23 protein-coding genes are annotated in these 14,646 nt (G+C 32.6%); 5 read left to right on the top strand and 18 right to left on the bottom strand.

Going from position 1 to position 14,646, the window contains the following annotated elements; genetic code table 11:
• Nucleotides 1–57 precede the first annotated feature (57 nt).
• A complete protein-coding gene (locus tag C1X07_RS11650; protein ID WP_103070194.1) occupies nt 58–606 on the bottom strand; it encodes an RNA polymerase sigma-70 factor in 549 nt (182 codons plus the stop codon).
• A 323-nt stretch (nt 607–929) separates the two neighbouring features.
• Between C1X07_RS11650 and C1X07_RS11645 the strand changes: the two genes are divergently transcribed.
• The 4 genes from C1X07_RS11645 (at nt 930) to C1X07_RS11630 (ending at nt 3,977) form a co-directional block, all read left to right on the top strand.
• Entirely contained in the window at nt 930–1,289 is a 360-nt protein-coding gene (locus tag C1X07_RS11645) for a hypothetical protein (protein WP_103070193.1), read from the top strand.
• Nucleotides 1,290–1,423: 134 nt separating this feature from the next.
• Complete coding sequence (locus tag C1X07_RS11640) at nt 1,424–2,086, top strand: helix-turn-helix domain-containing protein (RefSeq protein ID WP_164914147.1); 663 nt, start codon at nt 1,424–1,426, stop codon at nt 2,084–2,086.
• A gap of 78 nt (nt 2,087–2,164) precedes the next feature.
• Complete coding sequence (locus C1X07_RS11635; protein WP_103070191.1) at nt 2,165–2,560, top strand: hypothetical protein; 396 nt, start codon at nt 2,165–2,167, stop codon at nt 2,558–2,560.
• A gap of 217 nt (nt 2,561–2,777) precedes the next feature.
• Complete coding sequence (locus C1X07_RS11630) at nt 2,778–3,977, top strand: serine hydrolase domain-containing protein (protein WP_128755255.1); 1,200 nt, start codon at nt 2,778–2,780, stop codon at nt 3,975–3,977.
• A gap of 266 nt (nt 3,978–4,243) precedes the next feature.
• Here C1X07_RS11630 and C1X07_RS11625 read toward each other — a convergent pair whose 3' ends face one another.
• From C1X07_RS11625 to C1X07_RS11605, 5 genes are all read right to left on the bottom strand, one after another.
• Complete coding sequence (locus C1X07_RS11625; protein WP_103070189.1) at nt 4,244–4,513, bottom strand: hypothetical protein; 270 nt, start codon at nt 4,511–4,513, stop codon at nt 4,244–4,246.
• Between the two features lie 228 nt (nt 4,514–4,741).
• Nucleotides 4,742–5,959, bottom strand: coding sequence for a bifunctional alpha/beta hydrolase/OsmC family protein (locus tag C1X07_RS11620; RefSeq protein WP_241507244.1), 1,218 nt, complete (start codon nt 5,957–5,959; stop codon nt 4,742–4,744).
• Nucleotides 5,943–6,479, bottom strand: a complete 537-nt coding sequence (locus C1X07_RS11615) for a peptide-methionine (S)-S-oxide reductase (RefSeq protein ID WP_103070187.1) — start codon at nt 6,477–6,479, stop codon at nt 5,943–5,945. Before C1X07_RS11615 ends, C1X07_RS11620 begins: the two co-directional genes overlap by 17 nt.
• Nucleotides 6,480–6,872 carry a hypothetical protein gene (locus C1X07_RS11610; RefSeq protein ID WP_103070186.1) on the bottom strand — a complete coding sequence of 131 codons (393 nt, stop codon included), beginning with the start codon at nt 6,870–6,872 and terminating at the stop codon, nt 6,480–6,482.
• 17 nt (nt 6,873–6,889) lie between these two features.
• The gene (locus tag C1X07_RS11605) at nt 6,890–7,171 is read right to left on the bottom strand and encodes a DUF427 domain-containing protein (protein WP_103070185.1); all 282 of its coding nucleotides are present in this window, start codon (nt 7,169–7,171) and stop codon (nt 6,890–6,892) included.
• Nucleotides 7,172–7,316: 145 nt separating this feature from the next.
• Here C1X07_RS11605 and C1X07_RS25025 point away from each other — a divergent pair, with 145 nt between their 5' ends.
• On the top strand, nt 7,317–7,475 hold the full coding sequence (locus C1X07_RS25025; RefSeq protein WP_164914146.1) for a hypothetical protein: 159 nt from the start codon (nt 7,317–7,319) through the stop codon (nt 7,473–7,475).
• Here C1X07_RS25025 and C1X07_RS11600 read toward each other — a convergent pair.
• From C1X07_RS11600 to C1X07_RS11545, 12 genes are all read right to left on the bottom strand, one after another.
• Nucleotides 7,467–7,928 carry a TlpA family protein disulfide reductase gene (locus tag C1X07_RS11600; protein ID WP_103070184.1) on the bottom strand — a complete coding sequence of 154 codons (462 nt, stop codon included), beginning with the start codon at nt 7,926–7,928 and terminating at the stop codon, nt 7,467–7,469. The genes C1X07_RS25025 and C1X07_RS11600 overlap by 9 nt on opposite strands.
• Nucleotides 7,929–8,345: 417 nt before the next feature.
• On the bottom strand, nt 8,346–8,852 hold the full coding sequence (msrA, locus tag C1X07_RS11595) for a peptide-methionine (S)-S-oxide reductase MsrA (RefSeq protein WP_103070183.1): 507 nt from the start codon (nt 8,850–8,852) through the stop codon (nt 8,346–8,348).
• 337 nt (nt 8,853–9,189) lie between these two features.
• The gene (locus tag C1X07_RS11590) at nt 9,190–9,750 is read right to left on the bottom strand and encodes a hypothetical protein (protein WP_103070182.1); all 561 of its coding nucleotides are present in this window, start codon (nt 9,748–9,750) and stop codon (nt 9,190–9,192) included.
• A 26-nt stretch (nt 9,751–9,776) separates the two neighbouring features.
• On the bottom strand, nt 9,777–10,106 hold the full coding sequence (locus C1X07_RS11585) for a DM13 domain-containing protein (RefSeq protein WP_103070181.1): 330 nt from the start codon (nt 10,104–10,106) through the stop codon (nt 9,777–9,779).
• Between the two features lie 11 nt (nt 10,107–10,117).
• Nucleotides 10,118–10,417 carry a 4a-hydroxytetrahydrobiopterin dehydratase gene (locus C1X07_RS11580; RefSeq protein ID WP_103070180.1) on the bottom strand — a complete coding sequence of 100 codons (300 nt, stop codon included), beginning with the start codon at nt 10,415–10,417 and terminating at the stop codon, nt 10,118–10,120.
• Nucleotides 10,418–10,432: 15 nt separating this feature from the next.
• Complete coding sequence (locus tag C1X07_RS11575) at nt 10,433–10,726, bottom strand: antibiotic biosynthesis monooxygenase family protein (protein WP_103070179.1); 294 nt, start codon at nt 10,724–10,726, stop codon at nt 10,433–10,435.
• The gene (locus C1X07_RS11570; protein ID WP_103070178.1) at nt 10,723–11,088 is read right to left on the bottom strand and encodes a DoxX family protein; all 366 of its coding nucleotides are present in this window, start codon (nt 11,086–11,088) and stop codon (nt 10,723–10,725) included. The genes C1X07_RS11575 and C1X07_RS11570 overlap by 4 nt, the downstream gene beginning before the upstream one ends.
• Nucleotides 11,089–11,091: 3 nt before the next feature.
• Nucleotides 11,092–11,397, bottom strand: coding sequence for a phosphoribosylpyrophosphate synthetase (locus C1X07_RS11565; RefSeq protein ID WP_103070177.1), 306 nt, complete (start codon nt 11,395–11,397; stop codon nt 11,092–11,094).
• A gap of 6 nt (nt 11,398–11,403) precedes the next feature.
• Entirely contained in the window at nt 11,404–11,928 is a 525-nt protein-coding gene (locus tag C1X07_RS11560; protein WP_241507243.1) for a uracil-DNA glycosylase family protein, read from the bottom strand.
• A 68-nt stretch (nt 11,929–11,996) separates the two neighbouring features.
• Complete coding sequence (locus C1X07_RS11555) at nt 11,997–12,440, bottom strand: hypothetical protein (RefSeq protein ID WP_103070176.1); 444 nt, start codon at nt 12,438–12,440, stop codon at nt 11,997–11,999.
• Nucleotides 12,441–12,610: 170 nt separating this feature from the next.
• A complete protein-coding gene (locus tag C1X07_RS11550; protein WP_128755254.1) occupies nt 12,611–13,081 on the bottom strand; it encodes a restriction endonuclease in 471 nt (156 codons plus the stop codon).
• 258 nt (nt 13,082–13,339) lie between these two features.
• The gene (locus tag C1X07_RS11545; protein ID WP_103070174.1) at nt 13,340–14,572 is read right to left on the bottom strand and encodes a lactonase family protein; all 1,233 of its coding nucleotides are present in this window, start codon (nt 14,570–14,572) and stop codon (nt 13,340–13,342) included.
• Nucleotides 14,573–14,646 lie beyond the last annotated feature (74 nt).

Raw genomic sequence — 14,646 nt, 5'->3', positions numbered from 1 at the left:
GCAAATGAAACTAAAAAGTGATGCACTATAAGGGTTTGAATGACAGCTTGGTAAATGTTAATGTTCAAAAACATAATCTATTTTTGTCCGAATGAAAGATAGCGCCTTAGTCAAATGGTTTTTTACTGTTTTTTGTGAGATTTTCAACTCCTTGGCTATCTCATTTGTCGTTAAATGATTTTCGCGACTTAACCTATATATCTTTTGGCATTGGCAAGGGAGCTGATTTATAATTAGTTGTAAATCTTGATCTAGAAACTTAGATATTGCTTCATTATGTTGAAGAACATCTGCACCAAATTCGGATTTCTCACAAAGATTACATTCTGTAGACAGGTCTTCTTTACTTTTAATTTTGCTACGGTAATACTTTATGACTCCTGTTTTGGCAGATTTTATTAGATAGCTTTTAATTGAAGTGGTAACCTCTAACTTGCCACCACGTTTCCATAACCCAATAAAAATATCCTGAACTATTTCTTCAGAGGCTTCGGCATCATTGGTTTTATGATAGCAAATTGCGTAGAGTAGTTTCCAGTAATCCGTATATAGTTGGTCTATTACGGCATCGTTTGATAAATTATATGTTTTCTTTGGTAGTAACACTACTATTTAATGGGATAAAAAGATAAAATAGTGGTCAAATATATATAAATATTTTTATTTGGAACAATTCTAAATAATTATATTTTACCTTAATAGGAAGTGCTTGTACTTGTGTTTTGTGAAGAAAGTAAAATGAATCGCGAAAGTTATTTCAGGATTAATATATAATCATAAATTGCAAGGGAATTGTCTCAAAGCGGGGTGTTTTTTTAAACTATTGAAAGTGTTCCTATTGGTTCATTTTATAGGTTAAGTAACAAACTATAACAAAGAACGTCTTTTGTAATGTTTATTCAATAGACTTAATTTAGGTTTACATTTAAATGGAATTACTGTTAGATTTTATTTTGGTGGGGGGAGTTGTAATCACCCTGTTGATACTTATGCTTTTATTCAAGGAAAAGCATAAGCAATTACCCCGTAAGCTACTAATTGTTTTATTTGTGTTACTTCTATTGGTATGCCTGGAGAACTATGCTTTTTTACATAAGCTTAGATGGCTTCTTATTGTACCTTTTGTTCCTTCTGAGGCAGTGATTTGGCTAGTTGCACCATTACTTTTGTTTTATATACAATCTCTTATCAAACCTACTTCTTTTGATTGGGTAAAAAGATTCTTTCTTCATTTTTACCGGCAATATGCTACACTACATTTATTGTGTTTCCGTTATGGATATCACTAATACAAAGGGATTATCTTTTTCCTTACTTATCAAGATTAGTGAACTATGAAAGTCATATGATTATGGCTTCAAATCTTTATATGTTGTTTTATCTTTTTGTATCATTACGATTGTTCAAAAAGTATAGACTTGTGATGAAACAAAATTTTTCAACAATTTCTGACTATGATTTTTTGTGGATAAAACGTATGATTTTGGGAGTAGGAGGGGTAGTAGCCATCGATTTTTTGACTGAAATATTATATTATTTTTTTGGTGTTGAGTTTTTGGGCATTGATCCATCTGGAGGTTATTTTGTTATCATTGCTATGATTGTCCTGATAGGATATTTGGGATACTATGGTGTGAATCAATCCAAAATATTGTTGCCTAACTTTTTGTTAATAGAAGTTGAGGAATTAGAAGCTGTAAAAGAAGAAAAAAAACGGTCAGTAGTAACCAATTTTTCACCAGTAGAAATTGAGTTCCTTGAGAATAACCTCAGAAATGTTTTTGCTAATGAAAAACCTTTTTTGGATGAAGATTTGACCTTAAGTAAATTGGCTGGTATGGTAGATGTAACCGATAAAAAACTCTCTACTTTTTTAAATCAACACCTAGGCACCACATTTTATGACATAATTAATAAGGAACGTGTTGATGTTGTAAAAGAAAAACTACAATCGAGCGATTTTGAAAAGCTAACATTATTGGGAATAGCCTATGAAAGTGGATTTAAATCAAAAAGTAGTTTTAATCGTATCTTTAAAAAAGAGACTGGGCTTTCTCCTTCAGAATACCGAAAACAATTCAAATAGTATTAAAAATTAGCCCCATCGGAAGCAATAGGGCGTTTGGTATTATGTAGTTCTCTTCATTTGCTGAAAATCAAAATAATGAAGAAACTTATTTTAGTAACTCAGTTAATGTGTTTGGCAGTTTTTAGCGCATGTAGTATTGAAACATCTATTGAGCCACATAGTCACCGAAGTAAACTTTTGGTAAATGTTCAAGGGAACAATAGTAATGGAACCATTTCTGAAGGAGGGTATTTAACTATCGAAATTATTGGAGAGGATTATGATGGGATCTCATCTATAGATTTAAGAATTCTTGCTATTGGTATTGACCAAGAGTTTGTTAACTACTCTAGTAATGAACATTGGGAAATCAACCAAACTTTTGACATTGATGAAATCTATCCTGACGAACCGAGAGAAATCTACGTTACTCTTACTGATGATGAAGGAAATCTGTATCCTAGAACTTTAAGATTAAGGGTTGACGAGTAGCAGATATAGTAATCAAAACAAAAATCATAGTTCTAATTGCCAGAATTCTGTTTTTCTATACATAAAAACAAACAAAGACTATTTTACACCTCTGGGTAGTATTATTGACTCTTTCAATTTTTTACTATTTCAAGTATTTTAATAATTGAACCCTACTGTTTCTAGTAGGTCGATTACTTACCCTATAAAAAAAATCTATTTATATAAAAAAATTAACATGAACAAAACGACATTAACAAAATTCACATTGGGATTAATCATAATATTGAATTTATCAAGTTGCCAATCTCAAGATATAAAATCCACCAATACTATTGAAGAACTTGATACTAAACTATCTGATATTTTTGAAGGTTCTGGTTTACCAGGACTTTCTATTGTGGCGATGGATAATACAAAGAAATTATATAACAAGTCATTTGGATATGCAGATGTAGCGGCACAAAAACCGTATACCAATAATAGTATTCAGAACATAGGTTCTGTCTCCAAGACCTTTATAGCTGCTGCCATTATGAAAGCTCAGGAATTGGGAAAACTGGAGTTGGATGATTCCATAAATACATATTTACCATTTAATATAGTACACCCCAAATATCCAGATATACCTATCACATTAAGACATTTATCCCAGCATACCTCTGGTCTTACAGATGAAATATCTTATTCACGAGCCTATCTACTAAAGCAACCTGATACTGATTATTCATATCTTCCTGATGATGTTCAGGAATATATCTCCATAATGAAAAAGAATGAGAAGGTTTCTTATGCTGAGTTTCTTGAAAATGTGTTGTCCAAAGACGGGAAATGGTATACTAAAAAAAACTTTACCAAAAAGGCACCAGGAAAAAAGTACCATTACAGTAATATTGGAGCCGCTCTGGCCGCTCTGGTGATCGAAAAAGCGACAGGGCAATCTTTCTACAAATTTACAACGCAATATATTTTTATTCCTTTGCAAATGAAAACAACCTCTTGGGAATTGACCGATGACAAAGATGAAGATTTTGTAAGACGTTATTTTTCAAGAAATGTATCTATACCCGATTATCATTTAATTACATTGGCTGATGGGGGATTGATAACTTCTACAAACGATATGGGAAATTATTTGGGCGAAATGTTAAATGGTGCCAAAGGAAAAGGAAGTATTCTTTCTCAAGAATCCTATCAAGAAATGTTTACGCGAACAAAAATAGGAAGCGAGTCTGTCGGAGTTTTTTGGGAGGTAAATGAAAATGGAGTACTTACCCATTCTGGTAGTGATCCTGGAGTTTTAAGTATTATGGCTATTAATCCTGAAAGGAACGTTGGAGCTTTTATCATGACTAATTGCAGTGTAGATGAAGACCAAAAACTAATGAGTAACATCCAAAAAGTGTGGAATACCTTAAAACTTCATAATTGGCATTAGAAAAACATAATCAGTGTTAATTAAAATTGTGAAGATTTAAGAGGTGATGAAATACCAAAGGCGCGATATTTTTAAAGATCGAGAAGTAGTTTTTATTAGATGTATTTGGAAACTTAAATGGTAACTTATTTGATAAGATGTTTTGTTTTTATCAATGGTTAATACATTATGTTGCGATCATTATTAATTCATTTTTCAAGGCTATCTGGTAATAAAATCTTCTTTTTAGGTTAAGTTACTCAATGAACATGGTACAACTTCCTACCTTACTGCTTATAATTTACTTTACATGTCTCGCAAGTAAACGTGTTTTCTTTTATTCTAATCTTGTCCAGCTTTCGGGCAACATCAGCAATAAAACTATTATAGGTTTCTTCGCTTGGGTTTCCTTTTTGTCCTTTCATAAAAGCGTAGAATTCTCCATCATACTCGTATCTTCCCCAACAATTTGGGCAAACATCCTTAGGTGCTTGCCCTTCTGTTTCGTGGCTTTGTTTCTTTTTAAAATAATCCTTTAGGTTTTCTATTAGTCCCATGTTTTTTTAATAATAGCGTAATGATGTATTGTTTGGTTAGTACCACTTGTTTTCTTGAACTTACCAAATAACTTCTTACTCATTCAGTATATATTGTATAGAAATGTCTTTGTAAATATAGTTATCTAGCTTATTAGGGTTTTCGTTTTGAAAAATTCCGATAATAAAATTATAATTCAATATAAAGTTTTTTTGCTTTCTAATTTGTGAGCTGTAATGTTTTAATATTTAGGCTATTAGTTGGCTGTCAAAAAGCACCTCACTTTCTACGGTTTTATGGACTGGACAACGAGAAGCAATGTGTTTTAGCTTTTCTTTTTGTTCTTGGGTAAGGTCACCAATAAACTTAAGCTTTTTATGAATATGATCTATTCTTCCCATTTTCTCAAAATCTCCTTGCAATTCATCTGTATGCTTTCTTGAGTGCGATATATATACATATATTTCTTTTAGATTCCATTGTTTTCTTTCTGCATAAAGCTTAACGGTCATTGCAGTACAGGACGCTATAGCTGCAACAAGATAATTGTAAGGGCCAGGACCAAAATTGTCGCCTCCGATAGAACCTGGTTCGTCTGCAATCATACTGTGCTCCCTTGTCTGCATTTGGGTAGTAAAGTTGTTCTCTGTTAGATCGAGATGCGCCACCAACTGTTCGCCCTCAGGTTCTAGCATGATGTTTTTTCTTTTTTCAAAATATCGTTCTACCCAAGCACCTATAACATTACCAACGTATATACTATCATCAGAATTATTAAGCAAATGGTCTGCTCCATCCAGACTTACAAAACTTTTGGGGTGAAAAGCAGCTATAAAAAGGCGATGTGCATGATCTGCATTTACAATTTTATCTTGTGGCGAATGTAAGATAAGAATTGGCTTTTTAAGGTTTTTGGTAACACTTAATAAGTCTGTGTTAGTAAAGTCTTCTACAAATTCTGAATTTATAGCAAAAGGTCTTCCACCGATATTTACCTCGGTTTCTCCATGAAAATTTACATCATCTATAGCACTTAAAAATTGCTTTTTTGTGTGCTCTACATCAGAAGGGGCTCCTATAGAAACCACAGCTTTTATATCGTCTATTCGGGAGGCTGCCATAATCGAAGCAGACCCTCCTAAAGAGTGACCTATTAACAACTCTGGAGCGTCATAATTGTTTTTTATATACTGATGTACATCAATAATGTCGTTAACATTGGCAGAAAAATAACTTTCTGTAAATTCACCTTGGCTTCTTCCTAATCCAGTAAAATCAAAACGTACTACTCCAAAACCATAATTAGTTAGTGTACGGGTTATATTGCGTACAGCTGTCATATTACTACTACAAGTAAAGCAGTGTGAAAAAATAGCGTATCTATTGGGTTTTTGATTTACAGGGAGTTCTAAAAGAGCATGTAATTCATACCCTTTTCTGTTTTTTATTTTAAGTTTCGTGTTCATTATTTCGGTCTATTAAATGTGGTAGTTTTTCTGTGTATACATATTGATTGTATTCTTTTAGCAATACTCTTAATTTAGGATTGATGAAGGTTTTGCAAAACGGTTTTTCAGGATTTTTTTTGTAGTAATTCTGAATTTGTTCGCGAGATGCCTTAAACTCTTTAAAAGAATAAATTTTGGTGATGAGTTTATTCTTGAATATTGGCTGTAAGACCTTCAATATCTCCATAATGTCATTGGATTGAGTTTCAGAAAACACATAGATTCCTGAACGGTATTTTTTGCGTAAGCTGTGGTTTGAAGTACTTTTATGAGTATGTAAATGAACTTCAACCAGTACGGCTAAAGGAATCTCTTTTGGATTAAAGTGAACGATAACAGCTTCAGCAAAAGCAAAATTTTCTTTTTCTGAAGCAATCCAGCCTTGTTCTACTTTTTTTACCCCTTTTAAATACTGAAATACTGCTTCAGTACACCAGTGACATCCGCCTCCGAGTCCTATTTTATCTAAACTTTTCAACTATAAATTGTGATTATTGTCAAACTGTAACTTACGTATTTTAACTGCCTTAAAGGCATAAATAATTAATAGAACAAATGCAACAAATACTAAAACAGTACCTGCATAAAGCAATAGACTAGGTACGTCATAAAAGGATTGATTTTCTAAAATAGCACCAAAAATCCCAGATAGTACATAAATTCCTGAAGCGAGGTATAGTAAGGCACTAGCTCTAGTTAACAATCCCAACTGCTTTATTTTTTTATCTGAAATTAAGTGTTGAAACTCAGTACACTTATTCTGTAGCAAGGTGTTAATCTCTCCACTTAAGGTCATCATTTGGCTTGTTGTAGAAAGAATTAGCATTCCCAATGCAGGCAGAATAGTGATTGGTAAATACCATTCTTGCATTATTATTGTTGTTAAGTTTAGTCTATTATTTCTACACCGTTCCAAAAGGCAACATGGTTTTTAATCCCTTTAGCTAATTCTGAAGGGTTTTCATAATACCATGCAGCATCTATATTTGTTTGTCCATCTACTTCTATAGAATAATAAGATGCTTGCCCTTTCCAGGGGCAGGTAGAACGTAAGTCGCTCGATTTTAAAAACTCCTTGTTGATACTCTCTGGGGGGAAGTAATGATTGCCTTCTATTATAATGGTATTGTCACTTTCTGCAATTACCTGATTGTTCCAAATAGCTTTCATAATTATTGTTTTTACATTTATAAAAAATCTTTATTAGTTTACCTTTAGCCAGACCTTGTCCTAAAATAGAAAAAAGGTAGACATATCGTCTTTATGCTTTAGTAGTAAATAAGGCTTTAGTATATATACAAATCCAATTGTAGCAATGATTAAAAGTATTAAACCAATTGTATTAGGAAACTTTAACCATTTAACATCAGAAAAACAGAATAAGCCCGGTATTCCAAATATTATTGCAGATGATGGTAGCATACTAGTAATCGGATTTATTAAATATTTTGTCTATATATCCTTATTAATTTAAGAGTTCGTTTATTTTAAAGTCCAATCTTAGTAATGCATTATTGGGGTCTGACCCAAAAATAGAGTACTCTAAATTACCTTCTGCATTAACTAATAGCCAATGTGGCGTACCCCCAGCAAGATATTTTCGAAATGTAGCTGATAAGTTGGCGTCTTTATAAAATGAAAATCGTATGTAATATTCTTCCTGTGCCTGCCGAAAATCATCTAAGGTAAATTCTGGACCTTCAAAACGGGTGTGGATACCAATTACGTTTAATTTTTCTCCGTTTTCATATACCATTTTATTAGCAAAAGGTAATGCACGCCCTTTACAGCCAGGACATCCAAGATTAAAAAATAAAATTAAAAGCGGTTTTCCTTTAAAATCTTCAATAGCAGGTATTTCTTCTCCAAATATGGTTTCTAGTTCCCAATTTGGTAATGGATCGTTAATTTTGATAACTGAATTCATTTCATTCCAATTTAGTTGTGTTCTATCTTTCCAATACGTTTACTATCCATAGTAAAACTTTGTAATAATTTTAATCCTATTCCTTATTAGTGAAAAGGTATTTATTTTTGAGGAGGTAGCTAAATGATTAGAATTGCCTGCACTGTTTAAAACGGTTAGACCTTGAAAACTGTCTATACCATATCTAAGAGCAATTTTATCACTCATTCTATTGTTGTTATAAACTAGGAATAACCAAAATAGGGATAAACAACAATACTACTGCTAACAAGATTATTAGAATCTTATAGAATAGAGGTAATTTACCCCACTTTGCCCCCTGAACTGATTGTACTTTTAAGATATTAATTTTCTTCTTATTCTTCATTATTACTTATATACGCTAGGGGTTGTCTGTAAAAGATACCCCTCGAACATTTATACCTCTTTTTTTAAAAAACTATCATTGGATCTTATAAAATGACAGGTATAACCATTTGGGTTTTTTACCAAGTAATCTTGGTGATACTCTTCTGCTAGCCAAAATGTTGACCATGGCTCTAATGTAGTTGCCACTTTACTTGACCAAAAACCAGAATCATTAACAATATTAATAACCTCTTCGGCAATTTGTTTTTCTTCGTCGTTTTGATAAAAAATAGTAGAACGGTAGCTAGAACCTCTGTCATTACCTTGCCTATCTAAAGTTGTTGGGTCGTGCATTCTAAAGAAAAAGTCTAATAATTCTTTAAAAGAGGTTATTGTAGGGTCGTATGTTATTTCAATACCTTCAGCATGTCCTGGGTGGTTTCTATAAGTTGGGTTATTGTTTTGTCCTCCTTGATAACCAACTTCTGTATCTATTACGCCAGGTCTTTTTCTAAAAAGATCTTCCATTCCCCAGAAGCACCCTCCTGCGATATATGCTTTTTTATTATTTTCCATACTGTTTATTTTTTGTTAAACACTTAGCAAAGATAGTGTCGATGCCTTGTTAAATTTTTATATATTAAACCTCTGGGTTTAACTATTTTTCTCTTTACGATAATCTAGATTTAAAATCCTGAAGTATACTTTAAAAGGTTTTCTGCTATTCATTGCGACTTTTGGTTATTCTGTAATCTTTATCGTTTTATATACTTGCCTTTGGTTTTTTATATGGGTTAATGCTATTTTTTCTCGTTAACCTCTATTAATCTTCTGCTTTATAAGATATAGCAGGTTGATCCCTTATTGATTATTACAAATAGACCCATGAAATAATGGTTAATACACATTCGTACTATTGAGGTTTTTTGTAATCGTTTTCTTGTAATCGTTTATCTTTAATAATACTGGTTACTAACCATACATATTGTTTTATTTCTTTATCATAACCTAGCATAGAAAAGCTTTGTCCAAATGGACATGCTGGAAAATCGGGATAGTTTTTGCGTAGTTCGTATCTATGTGGATTTTCGTTAAATTTACTTTTATGTACCTTTGGGATATGTCCAAACTTTAGTTCGGTAGTAGAATCGTCATGCGTTAATACTGTGAGCTCTGCATTACGTATTTTATTGTTCACAAAATTATCTGGCAAAGAAGCCGAGTTGTTTAGTACATCAAGCAAAATACCTTTAATGCCTTTTTTCGGAATACTTATAGCATACACTAAAGATGTATCTTCTGGAGTATCTGAACTCTCAAACCTATAGGCATAATCTACTTCAAATTGGTCTGCGTTGTAGTTTACATTTTGGGTTACCCCATGTAGTTTTTCTCCTGTCAATCGAAAATCTTCGGTATAACCTAATTTGTTAAGGTCTATTACTGTTTCGATCATATTATTTTTTACTCCCATTTTTTGTCGTTATTAGATTTTGTTGTTTATAATCTTTGGAGTGTTCCATGCCCAAAATGAGCAAAGAATTGTTTGCAATACACGATAAGTGTTTTCATTTCATCAAAGTCATCTAAATGGTCTATTAGGAAACTTTTGTTGAAATTACCATCAGGCATCATAGCTATAAAACGAATAGATTTCTCTTGTAGATTACCTTTAGGGTCTTTACTAAATACAATACGAACATCTGGTGCACCAGGAGCCACCCAAAAGTTACTAAGTTGTAACTCGTGAGTGCCATTGTCGTGAGTTACTATTTTGGCATCCCCAATTGCTTCTGGGCCTTCAATTTTCGCTTTTGCTAATATCTTCATATACAATAATTTTATAAAAGAGATTCTATAGTTTTGGCAAAATCGAGATCCATATTGCTTACACCTCCAAAATCATGGGAGGTAAGTGTTATGTTTAATTTGTGATATACATTAAACCATTCTGGGTGGTGATTTTTCTTTTCTGCCATGATAGCTACTTTAGACATAAACCCAAATGCTTCAACAAAGTTTTTGAATTCTAAGTTTCTAACAATACTATTGTTTTTTACCATCCAATAGGGGGAAAGCCTATTTTCATCTAATTGCATCTGGATTTCCATCCCTTTGTATACAGTTATCTCTTTTTTCATTTATCAGATTTCTAATTATTTAGTGTGTCTTTCAAAAACTTCCCCAACAGAAACATCATAAGATTCAAAGATTTCTGTTTTACCACGTTCTTTATATTTTTTATGTTCAGGGTGAGTATCCCATATTTCAAAGGATTCACGATCTCTAAAGTATACAACCAACATATTGTGTCCATCCTCTCCATTATAAACCTCATGATTTTCATAACCATCTATGGCAGAAATGTACTTGTTGGCATGACTATAAAGCCTATCAAATTCTTCTTGAAATTTTGGATTTACTTTGTGTTTAAATGCTGCTACTATCATTGTTTGTTTAATTTTGTGTAGTATATATACGAAACTGCTAAAAGACTCATAAAAACTAATGGCACGAATGCCTTTAGAAAGTCGTCAAGATGTGCTAAAGAGATAAAAGCAAATAAGAAATCGAAAAAAAAGCCTGCATAAGCTAACTCTTTTAGTTTATTTGGTATTAATGGTGCAACTAGGAGTGTAATACCAATGATTTTTGCAATTCCTAACCATGTGAAAAAATACAACGGATATCCTAGTTTGGTAGCCTCGGCTAAAAACTCTTCAAACTGCAAAATTTCTAATATCCCATTGCCAAGCATAGGGATTGCTACCAAAAGTGTTGCTGCCCAGTATAATATTTTTGTTTTGCTCATTAGTTAATAATTGGTTTTTAATTTTTGAATCATATCGTGAGATAATGGATCGGAGTAGATACCATAAGCGTCTACTAAAACGCCTTTATGCCCATCTGTGGTTTCGATGGCATAAACAATGGATTGGTCTCCTGGGTCCGAAGCGCCTTCGAACCTATGGTACTCCGCAACGGTAAACTCTTCTGGTCTAAATGTTCTGTCTAAAGCTTTACAATACACGCTGTCGCTACGCATATTAAAATCTATTGTAAAACCTCTATTATCTAAATCGCTTAAAGCCTCTGTCAGTGTATCGTATGTAACCCTCATGGCAATTTAATTTAATGTATTTATAATTTTTTGTTTTAATTCGGGAACAATATCTTCTTGAAACCACTTATTTCTTGCATGCCATCTAAAATTTAAGGGAGATGGATGTACCAAAGGAAAGTAATTGGGCAAATACTCATAATATGCCTTAACGGTTTCTGTGAGATTTTTTTTCATTTGTTTTTTTAAATAATATTTCTGAGCATAACTGCCTATTAGTAATACTAGTTTTACCTCTTTAGTTAGATTAAATATTGGCTCATGCCATTGGGGTGCACATTCTGGTCTAGGAGGTAGATCGCCTCCTTTAGGATTGTTTCCAGGAAAGCAAAATCCCATTGGTATTATTCCAAAATTTTTGGTGTTATAAAATTCGTCTACAGTTACTCCCAACCAATCTCGTAATGTTTGCCCGCTTTTATCATCAAATGGGATACCGCTTTTTTGAACCTTTGCTCCTGGAGCCTGACCAATAATTAGGATTTTAGATTCTACAGAAAATGAAACTATTGGATTAGGTGGGTTTGGCAAAAAATTTGCGCAAGTCTGACAATTTTTAATGTCTTTTATCAATTGGTATGAAGTAATCAATCTTTTTATTAATTTACAGCTTCTATTATAAATTGCTGGTTATTAAAGGTAAAAGAGTCTCCTTTTTTTCTTCCTTTTAACTCTTTGTATATTGGTGCTTGAACAGAAATTCCTAGAAATTCTCTATCTCCAACTTTAAAAGGAGGCTTGGAAACTGCTACAATCAGGCAACGCCCATTAACGCTTACAATAGCACCAGGACCTACGATATCTGTGGGCTCGAACGAGATTTTATTTATGGTTTCTAAATGTTCGGTATGTATGTGTGCCTGTTCCTCTAATTGATCCGAAATTTCAATGCTTTGCCTATGATGAGATTGGTCATCGTTATCAACCACTTCGGTTTTATCTAATAAATTTCCAGAAAGAAAATCTGAATAGTTCATTTCGGTTTCATTTATATGATATTTTTCTAAATTGATAAGTGCTTGTTTAATTTTTATTTTATCCATTTATATATTATATACTGTTTATATACTGTTTATATGGTGTTTATATGGTGTTTAAAGGCGTGCGATTTGAGAATAGGAAGAGGGTACTGAGCAGTCTGCTGTTGTTACTTTGATTAGAGTCTGTCGGCAAACCTTTGTTAAATTTATTTTTTATGTTTAGCTCCATTATTTTACTCTTGATTAATTAAAGCATTAAACCAGTCTCTGTCTACCACAGGATCGTTTCTTTCATTAATACCAACTCCAAGTTTTAAGTTTTTTATTCTATTGACTAAATCTATACCATTGATGAGATCAATAGGAATCTCTTTTTTACGTCTAGATTCTCGTTTAATATCTCTCGAAAAATCACCCGTACTAATCAACAATCCCTTATTAGTATAATCATTCATTCTCTTTCTAAAATCTGTTATGGTAGAAACGCTAACCTTATCAGAGCGATTAATCAAAATTTCAAACTGATATGACAAAACTCCAAGTTCTATTGTGGCACTTCCAAAAATGTTATGTGATAGCTTGTCATACATTAATTCAACATTAGAAAAACCCGTTTTATTCAGAAACTTATAACTCAAAAGAATGAACTTCTTTTCGGGCATATTTCTTAATATACTAATTATTTCTTTTTGCCAATTAGTCAAAACAATAATTTATATCCAAATCCAAACTTAAAACGAGACAATAAACTTCTATTATCTACCAAGTTATCTATATTTAAGCTCATTAATAATTAATTTTTGTAACCAACCTAAAAAATAAATCGTGGATGCATTATTAAACTTAAAAGATAAGTTAGCTATTCGTTAAATAGAGCTATTTTATATTTATTAGTCTACAAAATTCATCTATTTATTTTTTCATTTGGTTTTAGATATAGTTATTTAAAACTACTTTTATTGCTAAACAACAATTACACCGTATGAACCAATTTCCGGCAGTTCATCTACATAAATTTCTTCTTTTTTTACTAAGTTGGCATTATCTTCAACTTCAAACATTATGAGTCCACCTTTATTCCCAATTAATTGGTAGATATAGCTACCATTTTTACTTAACATCAGGTCGCCAAAAAAAAGTAATTCTGAATTGTCTTTGAAGGCTGTCTCATTGATTAAAGTAATCTCTCCATTATCTTTTATTTTGTAAGTACTTATTGAGCTCGACAAAGCATTTGCAGCCCAAAGTACCTCACCACCATAAGATGCTTCTACCCAACAGTTAGCAATTTGTCCACCTTCTTTCTCTTTGCCAGTATATATGTCACCCGAAATCAGGTTAATATTACCTTTCTCATCTATAGCAAACGAAGAAGTAGAGCCTGTTTGCCAAGAATATAGAGGAGACTGAGGAACTTTATTTGCCTCTTCTCTAAACGTTCCATTATTGTTTAAAAATCTTGCCTCAGAAACTAATACTATAGACTTGTTGTTTTTCTCTACAATATCAAATCCTACTGGTATAGCCAACCATCTGTCGTTTTCAGTATCATGTGGACAAGGGATTGAAGAAGTTGGGCTTTTACTTATTGTACCATCACTACTATTTACGCTATATACCTTTACTAGACCAGTTACGAGCTCATTCACCACTAAAAACTTACCATTAGGCGTAAAAGCTAAACAAGAAGGTCTTGCCATGAGTTCTCTTTTGGAATTTTCTATTGGAGATAACTGACCCTCATCATTTATTGTATAACCCATTAGATTTCCGGTAAATGGAGGCGTGGGCATTTCTTGACTCCCAGCGCTTGCAACATATACTAAATTATTATGAGTTGCTATACTTAGAGGGTGAATATCACCTGCTGGCTTGGTGTCTGATAATAATAAGGTACGGTCTGGCATTAGCTTAAATGAGCTTATAGTGCCATCACCTGCATTTACTACAAGAATAAACTTATTATCGGGTGTTTTAAAAACACCATATGCCGAAATTAGTGGGTCGATCCCGTCTTTTAAAGGATGAGTTTCATCATAGCCCCAATCAAAAATTTCTATTTTTCCAGTTCCTTTTCCTCCAGATTTGAATTCCCCTAAAGGAATTAAGCTGTTATCTGCTTGTCGTGCAAAGCCAACGACTGAATTAGATTCAACTTTATTAGTGGCAACATAAATTGATTCGATAATTTCCATATTCTTATTGTTTTGATATTATATTCATCTTTTTTACGCTTTAAAGGAAAGAGGGAGAGTTTCTGTTTTTGCAT

It is taken from the genome of Aquimarina sediminis (assembly GCF_002895435.1).
GTDB classification, from domain to species: domain Bacteria; phylum Bacteroidota; class Bacteroidia; order Flavobacteriales; family Flavobacteriaceae; genus Aquimarina; species Aquimarina sediminis.
Note: the sequence above shows the minus strand (reverse complement) of the source record. Positions and strands in the feature narration are given on the sequence as shown.

Bases quoted from the DNA above. Each gene is read 5' to 3' on its own strand.
- C1X07_RS11645 (WP_103070193.1), top strand. From the start codon at position 930: ATGGAATTACTGTTAGATTTTATTTTGGTGGGGGGAGTTGTAATCACC.
- C1X07_RS11640 (WP_164914147.1), top strand. From the start codon at position 1,424: ATGAAACAAAATTTTTCAACAATTTCTGACTATGATTTTTTGTGGATA.
- C1X07_RS11635 (WP_103070191.1), top strand. From the start codon at position 2,165: ATGAAGAAACTTATTTTAGTAACTCAGTTAATGTGTTTGGCAGTTTTT.
- C1X07_RS11630 (WP_128755255.1), top strand. From the start codon at position 2,778: ATGAACAAAACGACATTAACAAAATTCACATTGGGATTAATCATAATA.
- C1X07_RS11625 (WP_103070189.1), bottom strand. From the start codon at position 4,513: ATGGGACTAATAGAAAACCTAAAGGATTATTTTAAAAAGAAACAAAGC.
- C1X07_RS11620 (WP_241507244.1), bottom strand. From the start codon at position 5,959: ATGAACACGAAACTTAAAATAAAAAACAGAAAAGGGTATGAATTACAT.
- C1X07_RS11610 (WP_103070186.1), bottom strand. From the start codon at position 6,872: ATGCAAGAATGGTATTTACCAATCACTATTCTGCCTGCATTGGGAATG.
- C1X07_RS11605 (WP_103070185.1), bottom strand. From the start codon at position 7,171: ATGAAAGCTATTTGGAACAATCAGGTAATTGCAGAAAGTGACAATACC.
- C1X07_RS25025 (WP_164914146.1), top strand. From the start codon at position 7,317: ATGATTAAAAGTATTAAACCAATTGTATTAGGAAACTTTAACCATTTA.
- C1X07_RS11600 (WP_103070184.1), bottom strand. From the start codon at position 7,928: ATGAATTCAGTTATCAAAATTAACGATCCATTACCAAATTGGGAACTA.
- msrA (WP_103070183.1), bottom strand. From the start codon at position 8,852: ATGGAAAATAATAAAAAAGCATATATCGCAGGAGGGTGCTTCTGGGGA.
- C1X07_RS11590 (WP_103070182.1), bottom strand. From the start codon at position 9,750: ATGGGAGTAAAAAATAATATGATCGAAACAGTAATAGACCTTAACAAA.
- C1X07_RS11585 (WP_103070181.1), bottom strand. From the start codon at position 10,106: ATGAAGATATTAGCAAAAGCGAAAATTGAAGGCCCAGAAGCAATTGGG.
- C1X07_RS11580 (WP_103070180.1), bottom strand. From the start codon at position 10,417: ATGAAAAAAGAGATAACTGTATACAAAGGGATGGAAATCCAGATGCAA.
- C1X07_RS11575 (WP_103070179.1), bottom strand. From the start codon at position 10,726: ATGATAGTAGCAGCATTTAAACACAAAGTAAATCCAAAATTTCAAGAA.
- C1X07_RS11570 (WP_103070178.1), bottom strand. From the start codon at position 11,088: ATGAGCAAAACAAAAATATTATACTGGGCAGCAACACTTTTGGTAGCA.
- C1X07_RS11565 (WP_103070177.1), bottom strand. From the start codon at position 11,397: ATGAGGGTTACATACGATACACTGACAGAGGCTTTAAGCGATTTAGAT.
- C1X07_RS11555 (WP_103070176.1), bottom strand. From the start codon at position 12,440: ATGGATAAAATAAAAATTAAACAAGCACTTATCAATTTAGAAAAATAT.
- C1X07_RS11545 (WP_103070174.1), bottom strand. From the start codon at position 14,572: ATGGAAATTATCGAATCAATTTATGTTGCCACTAATAAAGTTGAATCT.